The following is a 12,380-nucleotide window of genomic DNA, read 5'->3' on the forward strand; positions in this document are numbered from 1 at the left end:
GGGAACTCCTAGGGTGAAGGCGGGCCGCGATGCCCGCTGGTGTCGTCGGGGGTCAGAAAACGGGTCTGCCAGGCGGGATCGGCTTTTCTCAGCCGTGTCGCCGAAGTCTCGTCGGGGCGAAAGCGCAACAGCACGAGGGCCGGCAAACTCCACCTCGTCCAGTCTTGTGCCTGATATGCGGGGTGGACGAACCGCCGCAACCAACCCATCGCGGGGGCCGCGCGGGCAGCAGCATCATAACCCGGACGGGCGATCACCGCAATCGGAACCTTCTGCGCAATCCTCCGCCAGCCGCGCCAATGGTGGAACTGGACGAGATTATCGGCGCCCATCAGCCAGATAAACTGCTTGCGCGTGTAAAGCTGCGTCAGCTTGTCGATCGTGTCGACCGTGTATCGCGTGCCGAGCCGGCATTCGATGTCGGTGACGCGAATGGGTGCATGCCGTGCCATCCGCCGCGCCGACGCCATCCGGACTTTGAGCGGCGCCATATCGGGCACCCCTTCCTTCAGCGGATTGCCGGGCGAGACCAGCCACCACACTTCATCGAGATCGAGCGCGACGAACGCCGCCATGCTGATCGCGCGGTGCCCCTTGTGCGCCGGGTTGAACGACCCGCCGAGAATGCCAATGCGAGTCACAATGGACCTTCGACCTCTGCGACCCAATTCTCGCTTGCATGCCGCACGCGCGCAATTTCCAATGCGTCATCGCGCAGGCGGTAGATGATCAGATAGGGCGTGGTCCGTACTCCCAAGACGCGAAATTTCTGATTGAGTGCCCGGCCGATGCGTGGATAATTGACAAGTCTCAGCACCGTTGCTCTGATGGCTTTGGCAATCCGCGCGGCGGCCATGGAATTGTCCGCCATCAGAAATTCATCGATATCTTGAATATCGCGCAGCGATGCTTCCGACCAGATCAGTCGCGGCATCGGGCCTCATGCTTGGCGATCATCGCGTCAAGTTCGGCCATGACGACTTCATGCGATACGGTCCGGCCTGCATCGAGATCGTCGAGACCCTCCTGCACAAAATCTAGAAAGGCGGCCTCGCGCCTCACGGCTTCGGCAACCGCCCTTGCGACGAACTTTGATCGGCTATGTCCGCCGGCGGATGCCACACGATCGACAAGGTCGATCGTTTCACTGTCCAGCCGCGTCGTGACGACAATCGAATTGCTCATGCATCAAATGTATACAATCGATTCAGACCGTCAACCCCGCACCTGCCCCGTGCCGCGCCCGACCCATTTGTACGTCGTCAGGCCTTCGAGCGCGACCGGGCCGCGGGCGTGGAGGCGCCCTGTCGCGATGCCGATTTCCGCGCCCAGCCCGAATTCGCCCCCGTCCGCATATTGGGTCGAGGCGTTCCACAGCACGATCGCGCTATCAACTTCGGCCAGGAAGCGTTCGGCAACCGCTGCGTCATCGGCGACGATTGCATCGGTGTGGTGCGAGCCGTGCCGCGCGATATGCGCAAGCGCGCCGTCGATCCCGTCGACAAGCGCGACCGATGCGACCGCGTCCAGATATTCCGTATCCCAGTCCTCCGGTGCCGCCGCCCCGATCGCGGGGACAAGCGCGCGCGCGCCGATGTCTCCACGCACTTCACACCCCGTTGACGCCAGCGCTTCGATCAGTGGCGCGGCGTGCGGCCAGGCGCGGTCGATCAATAGCGTTTCCATTGACCCGCAAATGCCTGTGCGCCGCATCTTGGCATTGACGGTGATTGCCTGCGCCATAACCGGATCGGCCGAGCCATCGACATAGACGTGGTTGATCCCGTCGAGATGCGCGAGCACCGGCACGCGCGCATCGGCCTGAACGCGCGCGACAAGGCTCTTGCCACCGCGCGGGACAATCATGTCGATCGCTCCTGCCGCGGTCAGCATTGCCCCCACCAGCGCCCGGTCGGTCGACGTGACGCGCTGCACGGCTTCGGTCGGCAAGCCCGCCTCGCCCAGCCCCGCCACGAACGCCGCATGGATGGCCGCGCTACTCGCCGCCGCTTCGGAGCCGCCGCGCAGGATTGCGGCATTGCCCGACATCACGCACAGTGCCGCCGCGTCGGCGGTCACATTGGGCCGGCTTTCGTAGATGATGCCGATCACGCCGATCGGCACCCGCACGCGGGCAAGCGCAATCCCGCTAGGCGCCGTGCGATTGTCGATCACCGCCCCGACCGGGTCGTCGAGCCCGGCAACGGCTTCGACGCCCGCCGCGATGCCCGCAACACGCGCCGGATCGAGCTTCAGCCGGTCGAGCATCGCGTCCGACAGCCCGCGTGCTGCGCCGCCGGCCATGTCCTGCGCATTTGCAGCGAGAATCTCCCCTTCGGCGGCGCGGATCGCGGCCGCGGCCGCCCGCAACCCCGCTGCCTTGGTCGCGCTCGGCATACGCGCCAGCGTCTGGCTGGCGGCGCGCGCGGCAGCCGCCATCGTGGCAATTTGGGCTTCGGGCGACATCGTCTCGGTCATGGCGCAAAGGCTATCACGGCGCGCACGCATCGCCAACGCGACTGCACAATAAGCAGTCGCGTCGTCGGCAGCGTGTTGTTACGCTATGGCGATGCAAGGGGGATTCGAAGCAGCAGGCGATCTCGCCACCGGCGGTCTGATCGGGCGCGCGCTCGAACCAGAGGCCGGGGAAGCCGTCGCGCACGGCCCGCACGCGCACGGCCGCTGCCTGAACTGCCAGACGGCACTGGTCGGCGACTATTGTCACGAATGCGGCCAGGCCGCGCATGTCCACAAGACTTTATGGTCGATTGTCCACGACGTGCTGCACGGCGTGTTCCACTTTGAGGGCAAAATCTACCGCACGATTCCGATGCTGTTCTACAAGCCGGGATCGCTGACGCGTCGCTATATCGCCGGCGAACGCGTGCGCTTCGTATCACCGCTCGCGCTGTTCCTGTTCTCGGTGTTCCTGATGGTGGCGACCTTTGAGACGATCGGCGCGCCCTTCGGCACGCCCGGCAAGGACGACAGCTTCACCAAACTCAGCGCCCCCGAAATTCAGGCGCAGATCGACAAGAATCAAGCACTCGACGCCAAGCTTTCGCCGCAACTAGCTGCGTTGGAAAAGGAGCAGGCCGCGATCAAGGCCAAGGGCGGCGACACCGAAGCCATCGAGGACCGCGTCGATAAACTGCGCGACGAACTCGAATCAGTGCGCGAGGATCTGAAGGGCGCGCGCACCGCCAAGAGCCTTATGGACGGCAAGTCGGGCTACACCGACGAATTCGGCAAGCCGAACTTCGACGTCCACACCGGTTCGGCCACGCTCGACGAGCGCATCAAGAAGGCCGCCAAATCCCCCGAACTGTTCTTCTACAAAATGCAATCGAGCGCGTATAAATTCAGCTGGGCGCTGGTGCCGATCTCGCTGCCCTTCATCTGGCTGCTGTTCTTCTGGCATCGCAGCGTGGGGCCTTACGATCACGCCATTTTCGCCATTTACTCGCTCTCGGCGATGACACTCGGCGCGGTCGCGCTGAGCGTGCTGCGCGTCATCGGCGTACCTGCCGGGGTGATCGGCACGATCTTCGTCTTTGGCCCGCCGCTCCACATGTACAAGCAATTGCGCGGCGCCTACGGCATCGGCCGCTTCGGCGCCGCCTGGCGAACCTTTGTGCTGCTATTGTCGGCGATGATTGCCGGGACGCTGTTCTTTGTCGTCGTGCTCAGCCTGGCATCCTGACCGGCGCGATCAGGCCTTGCAGGGATAGCGCTTGGTCATGAACGCGGCGAACGCGTCCTTGACGTTCGCCTTTTGCCGGGCAGGCGGCAGCGACTTGAATTCCTTGATGATGTCGTCGCTGGTCACCTTCGCCGTGCCCTTGGGCGGCGGGCAGCTCGATGGCTTCTTGCCCGCCGCAACCTGAGCAGCCAGCCCGGCACGATAAGCGTCGGAGGCCTTCATGATTTCCTGCCGCAGGAGCCCAACGTCGGGCGATGCCAGCGCGAGCACGCCCTGCGCCTTCAGCGCATCGGCCTTGGCGAGGAATTCGCTGACGGTCATTGCCGACGCGATTGTGGGCACGGTCAGCACGGCCGCTGCGGCGAAAATCGATAATCTGCGCATGTCTTTCCCCCAAAGCCTGTCGGTGATCACAAGAACTCAGTGTGCGGCACAAGCGAATCGTTTTGCCAGATAAAGTGCCATGCCTTGGCTCAGCGGCTGCGCCCGCTGCTCGGTGGTCAGCGCGCTCAAACCCGCCATCACATCACCAAGCGACATCTGTGTGGTACCGGGTGCCGGCAGACACACGTTGCTCAGCTTGCCGCTTGCCAGCCCGGCATCGATCTGGGCACGCGCCAAGCGGCCTGCCTCAACCAGTCGCAACCGGATCGCCGCAGCCTCAGGCGACGAAACCGCTTCCTCGCCGCCGCGCGCAACCAGCGCCCGCGCCTCAACGAGGAGCTCATCAGATGAAATTTCGGGCGCAGCCGCCGCAGCAAGGACAGGCGCCAACAACAGCGCTAGAGCAATCAATTTCATGCGCGCGCCCTAGCCGTTTCATTGTGAATTCGCAATGAACCGGCGAAGCAGAGTCAGGCACCCGCGGGGCTCGGATTGCCGAACGGATTGCCCGGTCGGCGCGTCTTCGGCACCGAGCTGCCTGCGGTCGGCAGTGAAGCCGTCAGGCCCGAACCCGGATCAGGCCGGTCGATGTCCTCGCCCGCGATGATCCGCTTGGCCTCTTCGCCGCTCAGCGTCTCATAGGTCAGCAGCGCATTGGTCAGCCGGTGGAGCTGCTCGAGATTGTCGGTCAGCACCTTGCGCGCGACGGCCTCGGCCTCTTCGACCAGCTTGCGCACTTCGGCGTCAATCTGGCGCGAGGTTTCCTCGGAGATATGGGCGCGGCTGCCCATGTAGCTCGGCTCATCCTCGCGGTAATGCAGCCAGCCGAGCGTCTTCGACATGCCATATTCCATGACCATCGCGCGAGCGATGCGGGTGGCTTGTTGCAGGTCGCTCGACGCGCCGGTGTTGAGCTCCTCCTCGCCATAGATCAGCTGCTCGGCGATACGGCCGCCGAACGCCATCGCGAGCGACGCCTTCATCTGCTTCTGGTTGCGGCTGAGCGTATCGCGCTCGGGCAGCGTCCAGGTGACGCCCAGCGCGCGCCCGCGCGGGATGATCGTCACCTTGTGCAGCGGGTTGTTGCCATCGACCTGCAGCGCGACGATCGCGTGACCGGCTTCGTGATAGGCAGTCGCCTTCTTTTCTTCCTCGGTCATCACCATCGACCGGCGCTCGGCGCCCATCATGACTTTGTCCTTGGCTTCCTCGAACTCAGCCATCGCGACCAGCCGCTTGCCGCGCCGGGCCGCGAGCAGCGCGGCTTCGTTGACGAGGTTGGCGAGATCGGCGCCCGAGAAGCCCGGCGTGCCGCGCGCGATGACGCGGGCATCGACGTCGGGCGCCAGCGGCACCTTCTTCATATGGACCTGCAGGATCTTGATCCGCCCCTCGATATCGGGGTGCGGCACCACGACCTGGCGGTCGAAACGGCCGGGGCGCAGCAGCGCGGGATCGAGCACGTCGGGGCGGTTGGTCGCGGCGATGATGATGATGCCTTCATTCGCCTCGAACCCGTCCATTTCGACGAGCAGCTGGTTGAGCGTCTGCTCGCGTTCGTCATTCGAATTGCCCAAGCCACCGCCGCGATGGCGGCCGACCGCGTCAATTTCGTCGATGAAGACGATGCACGGCGCCGACTTCTTGGCCTGTTCGAACATGTCGCGCACGCGGCTCGCGCCGACGCCGACGAACATTTCGACGAAGTCCGACCCCGAAATGGTGAAGAAGGGCACGCCCGCCTCGCCCGCAATCGCGCGCGCAAGCAGCGTCTTGCCGGTGCCGGGCGAGCCGATCAGCAGCGCGCCCTTGGGGATTTTGCCGCCAAGGCGCGCGAACTTCGTCGGGTCCTTCAGGAACTCGACGATTTCCTGCAATTCCTCGCGCGCTTCGTCGATGCCGGCGACGTCGTCGAAGGTGACCTTGCCTTCCTTCTGCGTCAGCAGCCGTGCACGCGACTTGCCGAAGCCCATCGCGCCCGATCCCGAATTCTTCTGCATCTGGCGCAGCACGAAAAAGGCGATGCCGAGGAACAGCAGGAACGGCAGCGACTGGACGAGCAGCACCTGCCAGATGTTCGGGCCATCCTCAGGCCGCGCATTGATCGCGACGCCCTTGCTCAGCAGGCGGTCGGTCAGCTGCGGGTCAGCCGGCGTATAAGTGCGGAACTTGTCGCCGCTGGTCAGCCTGCCGGTAACGACATTGCCCGCAATATTGACCTCGCGCACCGAGCCTTCCTGCACTTTCTGCAGGAAAGTCGAATAGGGCAGCGAGCCATTTTGCGGCGCAGACTGCTGGCCGTCCCCGATCAGCACGACGAACAGTGCGATCGCGACGAGGATCGCGAGCCACACCATGATGCTCTTCATCCAGGGATTGCCGTTGTCGGGCTGCTTGTCGTTGTCGTTCATTCAGGGGCACCTTTCACAAGTGCCAAGATAAGCACGCGCCGGTTAATGGCAATGGAACAAGTTACGGGATTAAGACTATCAGTGCGATCGACGCGGCGGGGCTTCGCTGAAGCGCCAGACGGTGCCTTTGGGAGTGACGAAAATCCCGGCCTGCGTGGCCGATTTGCCGCCCTCGAGCGCGTCGAGCAGCGGTTCGATGTTGGTCGCATCGGTAAAGTCGGGGCGCGTGATGCCGCTCACCAGCCGCACGTCGTGGATGGCGGCGCGCGCCAGCCTTCGTTTCAGCTCGCGCGGGAGGTCGGCAAGGTCGAGCCAGATTTGCACGTCAGGATCATCGACTGCTGCCGGCGTGACCTTGCGCGTCAACCAAAGCCAGCGCTCCATCGCGCGCAGCGCTGCCTCGGCTTCGGCGACGTGCTCGGCCGAATGCGCGAGCTGCGCGGGATCGAGCAGCGGGGTATTCGCCAGCAGCCCGCGAAACTGCGTGCGGTCGAACCGGCCATCGGCGTTGCTGGGGTCATTGATGAACGGAATCGCGCTTTCGACCACGACCGACGCCAACTCGTGTCGCCGCCAGCCTAGCAGCGGACGAATGAGGTCGAGCGACCAGACGTCGGAGATCGCGGGATATTGACGGCGGACGACCTTCGATACGTCGACCGTCTGGCGTGCGCGAATGCCCGCCAGCCCCGCCACGCCCGAGCCGCGCGCCGCGCGCATCAGAAAGGTCTCGGCCTGGTCATCGGCATGATGCGCGGTCGCCAGCAGATGCGCGCCGACATCGATCGCCCAGTGCTCGAGCAGCCGGTATCGCTGGCGCCGCGCCCAGTCGTGCAGATTGTCGCGCGGGTCGCGGTGTTCATGGATTGCCAGCGTCGCATGCGGCACCCCCAATTGGGCGCACCACGTCGCGACCATCGCTGCCTCGTCGGCGCTTGCCGCCCGCAAACGGTGATCCACCGTCGCTGCCGCCACCTGCCCCGGAAACGCGGCCGCCGCCAGCGCGAGCATCGCCATGCTGTCAGGCCCGCCCGAGACCGCGAGTGCCAGCCGCCGGTCACCGATCGGCCCGGCCAGTGCTTCCACATCCCGCCGGAAGCGCGCAACCGGCGCCCCCGTCGGCAGGGTCATGTCACTTGCACTTTTCGGCGGTGCGGTTGCGCGCGACGTCGGCCTTCATCGTCGCGGTGATCTTCGCGCCATAAACGTCGAGCAGTTCGTCATAGACTTTGCAAATGTCCGCCGACGGCTTGCCGAGCTGCTTCAGCGCGGCGGCGAGGTAGAACAGGCTGTCGGGCGCGCGTTCGCCGTCGTGGAAATTCTTGTAATTGTCGTAGAAGGCGTGGCTCGCGAGGCTCGGCTTGCCCTGATCGAGATAGGTCCGCCCCAGCAGATTCTGCGCCCAGCTTGCGCGCCGGTGCGTCGGATATTTGGCGACGACCTGCTTCAGCGGCACTTCGGCCTCGGGGTAGAGCTTGGCCTGCCACAGCCGATAGCCATAGACATAGAGGTCATCGGCAGCATCGCCGGTCGCGGGCTTTTCGATTGCGGCGACGCGCGAAGCGCGCGCGGGATCGAGTGCAGGCGTGGCCGGCTTTGCCGTCGTCGTTGCGGGCTTGGTGGCGGGGACAGTGGGCGGCACCGCTGGGCCAGTCGTGGCCGTTGCTGTCGACGACGCGCCGTCTTCCAGCGCTTTCAGCCGCGCATCGGTGGTCCGCTTGTACGCATTGAACGCTTCTTCGAGCACTTGCAGCTTGTACTGGTTCTGCTCGGTCTGGCTGGTCAGCGACGTCAGCTGGGCTTCAAGCGCGCTGACGCGGGCGGCGAGATCGCTGACGGCGCTGGTCGCCGGCACGCCGGGCGACTGCACCGGCTGGTCGGCAGGGGTGATGTCGGGCGCGAAATATTGCGCATTTCCGCCGGGAAAGACCTTGCGCTGGACCGCGCGCATCTCGCGCTCGAGCCGGTCGACCCGCCCCTCGATCGTGCTTTGCGCTCGCGCGGCGTCGCCTGCGACGATGGCCGCAACCATCAGGATTACTGTCAGAAATAGGTTACGCATCATCTTCCCCATCGGCTCGCCGCGCTCGACTATAGCGGACGCGGTTGCCGCCTTGCCAGCCCTATGGCGTCGGCGTCGGCGTCGCACCGGGCAGCGACGCTGCCGCCGCCGCATTCGCGCGGCGCGTCTCCTCCGCCCCGCTGACCGCAGCGGGTGCCGGTCGCCGGGCCGTGGCACGACGTTCGGACGCGCGCGGGCGCTCGCGCGACCGTTCGGGCACGGCCTGCGTCGACGTTCCTGCCGGCGCGACAGCAGCATCAGGCGCTGGCGCAGTACCGCGCGCGAGCAGCGCGGCCGCACTGACCTCGACATCTTTGATCGCGCGCTCGCCGGTGCCAAGCGGCGCCACTGCCGAGCCATTGACCGTCACGGTCAACTTGTCGGGGCGGCCGACATTGATCATCGGCTTCACGGCATCAGTGGGAATTTCATAGCGCTCGCCGGGCTTCATCTCGGCTTCGTACAGCGTCTGGTCGGCGGTGTAGATGCGCAGCCATACGACGTCATTGGCAGTCAGCACGACCTGCCCGCCAGTCGGCGCGGGCGGCATCGCGGCGACGGGCGACGGCTCGGGTGCCGCCGGGGCGCTATCGGTCACCGCCGGGGCCGATGTCGTATCGCCGCCCTGGAACAAATTGGTGCCATAGAACAGGCCGAGCGCCGCAACCACCAGCAGCGCCGCAATCGCACCGCCGACCGCCAGCCCGCGCGGCGGCAGGCGCTTGGGATCGGGCGTTTCATAAGGCTGATACTGCGTCGTCGGGACGGGCGAACCGCGCTGGCCGCGGACTTCGCGACCGATCGCCACTTCGTCGAGCCCGACGACCCGCGCATAGGCCTTGGCAAAACCAACGGCATAGGTCGGCGACGGCAGCGCCGAGAAATCGGAATTCTCGATGCCCTCCAAATGGCGCATCGGCACACGGGTCCGCTCGGCGATTTCGGCAAGCGACATGCCCTGCGCCTCGCGGGCGTCGCGCAGCCGTTCTCCGGCCGTCTTCGGAAAAAGCGTTGCCTCTTCGGCTGGCTCGCCGCCGGCCGCATTGCTGTCGGTCATGTCCTGCTCCCCGTGCCGCCGCGCGGCTTGTCACAGAGGCAATCGGCGCTGTCAACGCAGCCCGAGCGGATTTGCCGACCGCTCAACTCAGCTCGACCTTGTGCTCGGCGGCCCAGTCGCTCAGCGTCCCGCGCAGATCGCGGGGGGCTGCGGCCAGCACCGCCGGGATGTCGCGCGTTAGCGTGGCATGATCGAGCGAGCGGATCATCGCCTTGATCGGGCCGACTGCGGCGGGCGTGATCGACAGCCGCTCGATGCCGATCCCGATCAGCGCCATCGCCTCCAGCGCGCGCCCGCCCATTTCGCCGCACACCGCCAGATCGACGCCGTGCGCACGCGCCGGCCCGACAATGCGCGACAGGAACCGCAGGATCGACGGGCTCAGCCAGTCATAGCGCTCGGCGAGCTTCGGATTGGCGCGATCGGCCGCGAACAGGAACTGCGTCAAATCGTTCGTGCCGACCGACAGGAAATTGAGCTGTGGCAGCAGCACGTCGAGCATTTCGGCAAGCGCCGGCACTTCAAGCATTGCGCCGTAGCGGATTTCAGCGGGCAGCTTGCGCCCGCGGTCGGCAAGCCACGCCCGCTGGGCCTCGAATAGCGCGCGGGCCTCTTCGAACTCCCACGGCTCGGACACCATCGGGAACATCACGTTGAGCGTACGTCCCGCCGCGGCTTCGATCAGCGCGCGCGCCTGCACCTTCATCAGCCCGCCGCGCTCCAGCGCCAGCCGCAGCGCGCGCCAGCCCATCGCCGGATTTTCCTCCGCGCCGCTGTCATCGCGCAGATAGGGCAGCACCTTGTCGCCGCCGATGTCGACGGTGCGGAAAATCACCGGGCGCTGCCCCGCCGCGTCGAGGACATCGCGATACAATCGCTGCTGGCGCTCGCGCTGCGGCAGCGTGGCCGACACGAGGAACTGGAATTCGGTGCGGAACAGCCCGATCCCGTCGGCGCCGGTCAGATCGAGTGCCGCGACATCGTCACGTAAGCCGGCGTTGACCATCAGCGTGATGCGCTTGCCGTCCATCGTGGTGGGCGGCAGCTCGCGCAGCGCCGCGAAGGACGCGCGCCGCTTCTGGCTCAGCAGCAGCTTGCCCTCGAAACTCTCTTCGATCGCCGGCGTCGGCCGCGCGAACACGGTGCCTGCCGTCACGTCGAGCAGCAGCAGATCGCCTTCGCTCACCAGCCGCCGCACATCGCGCACGCGGCCGAGCACCGGCACCCCCATCGCCCGCGCGACGATGGTGACGTGGGCGGTCAGCGACCCTTCTTCGAGGATCACGCCCTTCAGCCGCCGCCGGTCATATTCGAGCAGTTCCGCCGGCCCGAGATTGCGCGCGATCAGGATCGAATCCTGCCGCAGCCCCATCTGTGCTGCCGTCCCCATCTGGCCCGACACGATCCGCAGCAACCGGTTCGCCAGATCCTCAAGGTCGTGCATCCGCTCGGCGAGCAGCGGGTCGTCGATCTGGCGCATCCGCATCCGCGTGCGCTGCTGCACGCGCTCGATCGCCGCTTCGGCCGTCAGGCCGCTGTCGATCGCCTCGTTGATCCGGCGGCTCCAGCCTTCGTCATAGGCGAACATCTTGTAGGTTTCGAGCACGGCCTCATGCTCGCCGCCGACGCCGAATTCGGCCTGCGCCGCCATCCGTTCGATCTGCTCGCGCATCCGGTCGAACGCGGCATAGACGCGGTGGCGCTCGGCCTCGGTATCCTCGGCAACGGTATGGTCGATGGTGATGCGCGGCTGGTGAAAGACTGCCACGCCCCGCGCCATGCCGTCGACCAGCTTCAGCCCCGCGATCCGCGTCGCATTCTGCGGCGCCGGGCGCGCGGCGACGGCGGTGTCGTCGATCAGGTCGGCATTGGCGATCAGCTCGGCGAGCACCATCGCCACGGTCTGCAGCGCCTCGATCTCGACATCGGCATAGCGGTGCGGGTCGGCATGCTGAACGCAAAGCACGCCGACCGCGCGCTCGCGTCGGATGATCGGCACGCCGGCAAAGCTGTGGAACTTCTCCTCACCGGTTTCGGGACGATAGGCGAAATCGGGATGGCTTGCTGCTTCGTCGAGATTGAGCGGTTCGTTCTCCTCGGCGATCGTGCCGACGAGGCCCTCGCCGAGCGCCAGCTTTGTGACATGGACGGCGGCCTGATCGAGCCCTTGCGTCGCGAACAGTTCGAGCACGCCTTCGCGCAGCAGATAGATTGAGCAGACCTCGCTGGCGGTTGCATCGCCGATGATCTGGACGACCTGATTCAGCTTCGCCTGCGCCGTCGTCCGCGCGGCCATCACGTCGTGCAGGCGGACCAGAATTTCGCGGGCAGAGGCGGCGGCGGACAGGGGCATAAACCCGGACTATCAGAAAGGCGGCGGCGTTAACAGCAGCCCCGACCCGGGGTGGCGCTGCATCAGCGCAGGATCACGTCGCCGTGGGTCACCGTGATCCGCCAGCGGAATTCGACGCGCTGGCCATCGATCGGCCGCCCGTCGCGCTTGCCCGGCGCCATCCGCAGCAGCGGGACGGCAGCCAGCACCGCACGCCGGAGCCCGGGATAAAACGGCGTTTCCTTGAGCACCCGGCACGTCACCCGCGTGCTGAGCGCAATCGCGCATTGCATCCGGTAATCGACTTCGAGCGATCCCTGCATGAGTTCGGGATCGACGAGCGGGAAGAATTCGTCGTCGGTGACCTTGTGCAGCCAGCGCGGCGGCACAGTGCCGGGCGAACCGCCCCCGCCCGAATCGAGGTCATAGAC

13 protein-coding genes are annotated in these 12,380 nt (G+C 66.0%); 1 reads left to right on the top strand and 12 read right to left on the bottom strand.

Features of this window, described 5'->3' with window-relative positions; genetic code table 11:
• Positions 1 to 8 precede the first annotated feature (8 nt).
• Genes AX672_RS05560 through AX672_RS05575 form a run of 4 tightly spaced genes read right to left on the bottom strand, consistent with a single transcriptional unit; the run spans position 9 to position 2,478 of the window.
• A complete protein-coding gene (locus tag AX672_RS05560) occupies positions 9 to 641 on the bottom strand; it encodes a nicotinate-nucleotide adenylyltransferase (protein WP_066649509.1) in 633 nt (210 codons plus the stop codon).
• A complete protein-coding gene (locus AX672_RS05565; protein ID WP_066649512.1) occupies positions 638 to 934 on the bottom strand; it encodes a type II toxin-antitoxin system RelE/ParE family toxin in 297 nt (98 codons plus the stop codon). Before AX672_RS05565 ends, AX672_RS05560 begins: the two co-directional genes overlap by 4 nt.
• Positions 922 to 1,185 (bottom strand): CopG family ribbon-helix-helix protein, encoded by a 264-nt coding sequence (locus AX672_RS05570; RefSeq protein ID WP_066649515.1) that lies wholly within the window; start codon positions 1,183 to 1,185, stop codon positions 922 to 924. Before AX672_RS05570 ends, AX672_RS05565 begins: the two co-directional genes overlap by 13 nt.
• 30 nt (positions 1,186 to 1,215) lie before the next feature.
• Positions 1,216 to 2,478, bottom strand: coding sequence for a glutamate-5-semialdehyde dehydrogenase (locus tag AX672_RS05575; protein ID WP_066649519.1), 1,263 nt, complete (start codon positions 2,476 to 2,478; stop codon positions 1,216 to 1,218).
• Positions 2,479 to 2,569: 91 nt separating this feature from the next.
• On the opposite strand from AX672_RS05575, the gene AX672_RS05580 reads away from it, so the two are divergent.
• Positions 2,570 to 3,703 carry a DUF3667 domain-containing protein gene (locus AX672_RS05580; RefSeq protein WP_066649565.1) on the top strand — a complete coding sequence of 378 codons (1,134 nt, stop codon included), beginning with the start codon at positions 2,570 to 2,572 and terminating at the stop codon, positions 3,701 to 3,703.
• Positions 3,704 to 3,712: 9 nt separating this feature from the next.
• On the opposite strand, the gene AX672_RS05585 is transcribed toward AX672_RS05580, so the two are convergent.
• The 8 genes from AX672_RS05585 to AX672_RS18840 form a co-directional block, all read right to left on the bottom strand.
• On the bottom strand, positions 3,713 to 4,087 hold the full coding sequence (locus AX672_RS05585) for a hypothetical protein (RefSeq protein ID WP_066649522.1): 375 nt from the start codon (positions 4,085 to 4,087) through the stop codon (positions 3,713 to 3,715).
• A gap of 36 nt (positions 4,088 to 4,123) precedes the next feature.
• On the bottom strand, positions 4,124 to 4,504 hold the full coding sequence (locus AX672_RS05590) for a hypothetical protein (RefSeq protein ID WP_066649525.1): 381 nt from the start codon (positions 4,502 to 4,504) through the stop codon (positions 4,124 to 4,126).
• Positions 4,505 to 4,557: 53 nt separating this feature from the next.
• Complete coding sequence (gene ftsH, locus AX672_RS05595; RefSeq protein WP_066649529.1) at positions 4,558 to 6,498, bottom strand: ATP-dependent zinc metalloprotease FtsH; 1,941 nt, start codon at positions 6,496 to 6,498, stop codon at positions 4,558 to 4,560.
• Positions 6,499 to 6,576: 78 nt separating this feature from the next.
• Positions 6,577 to 7,629, bottom strand: coding sequence for a tRNA lysidine(34) synthetase TilS (gene tilS, locus AX672_RS05600; protein ID WP_066649535.1), 1,053 nt, complete (start codon positions 7,627 to 7,629; stop codon positions 6,577 to 6,579).
• A gap of 1 nt (position 7,630) precedes the next feature.
• Positions 7,631 to 8,560 (bottom strand): hypothetical protein, encoded by a 930-nt coding sequence (locus AX672_RS05605; RefSeq protein WP_066649567.1) that lies wholly within the window; start codon positions 8,558 to 8,560, stop codon positions 7,631 to 7,633.
• Positions 8,561 to 8,621: 61 nt separating this feature from the next.
• Positions 8,622 to 9,617, bottom strand: coding sequence for a helix-turn-helix domain-containing protein (locus AX672_RS05610; RefSeq protein ID WP_066649537.1), 996 nt, complete (start codon positions 9,615 to 9,617; stop codon positions 8,622 to 8,624).
• Positions 9,618 to 9,699: 82 nt separating this feature from the next.
• Complete coding sequence (gene ptsP, locus AX672_RS05615) at positions 9,700 to 11,970, bottom strand: phosphoenolpyruvate--protein phosphotransferase (protein ID WP_066649539.1); 2,271 nt, start codon at positions 11,968 to 11,970, stop codon at positions 9,700 to 9,702.
• A 62-nt stretch (positions 11,971 to 12,032) separates the two neighbouring features.
• The coding region (locus AX672_RS18840) for an energy transducer TonB (protein ID WP_202189247.1) at positions 12,033 to 12,380 on the bottom strand (348 nt) is incomplete at its 5' end.

The organism is Sphingomonas sp. CCH10-B3 (assembly GCF_001556185.1).
Taxonomy (GTDB): Bacteria; Pseudomonadota; Alphaproteobacteria; order Sphingomonadales; family Sphingomonadaceae; genus Sphingomonas; species Sphingomonas aquatica.

What these genes read in the sequence shown, in the direction of transcription:
- AX672_RS05585 (WP_066649522.1), bottom strand. Translation starts at nt 4,087, where the DNA reads ATGCGCAGATTATCGATTTTCGCCGCAGCGGCCGTGCTGACCGTGCCC.
- AX672_RS05605 (WP_066649567.1), bottom strand. Translation starts at nt 8,560, where the DNA reads ATGCGTAACCTATTTCTGACAGTAATCCTGATGGTTGCGGCCATCGTC.
- AX672_RS05570 (WP_066649515.1), bottom strand. Translation starts at nt 1,185, where the DNA reads ATGAGCAATTCGATTGTCGTCACGACGCGGCTGGACAGTGAAACGATC.
- AX672_RS05610 (WP_066649537.1), bottom strand. Translation starts at nt 9,617, where the DNA reads ATGACCGACAGCAATGCGGCCGGCGGCGAGCCAGCCGAAGAGGCAACG.
- AX672_RS05565 (WP_066649512.1), bottom strand. Translation starts at nt 934, where the DNA reads ATGCCGCGACTGATCTGGTCGGAAGCATCGCTGCGCGATATTCAAGAT.
- AX672_RS05580 (WP_066649565.1), top strand. Translation starts at nt 2,570, where the DNA reads ATGCAAGGGGGATTCGAAGCAGCAGGCGATCTCGCCACCGGCGGTCTG.
- ptsP (WP_066649539.1), bottom strand. Translation starts at nt 11,970, where the DNA reads ATGCCCCTGTCCGCCGCCGCCTCTGCCCGCGAAATTCTGGTCCGCCTG.
- tilS (WP_066649535.1), bottom strand. Translation starts at nt 7,629, where the DNA reads ATGACCCTGCCGACGGGGGCGCCGGTTGCGCGCTTCCGGCGGGATGTG.
- AX672_RS05575 (WP_066649519.1), bottom strand. Translation starts at nt 2,478, where the DNA reads ATGACCGAGACGATGTCGCCCGAAGCCCAAATTGCCACGATGGCGGCT.
- ftsH (WP_066649529.1), bottom strand. Translation starts at nt 6,498, where the DNA reads ATGAACGACAACGACAAGCAGCCCGACAACGGCAATCCCTGGATGAAG.
- AX672_RS05590 (WP_066649525.1), bottom strand. Translation starts at nt 4,504, where the DNA reads ATGAAATTGATTGCTCTAGCGCTGTTGTTGGCGCCTGTCCTTGCTGCG.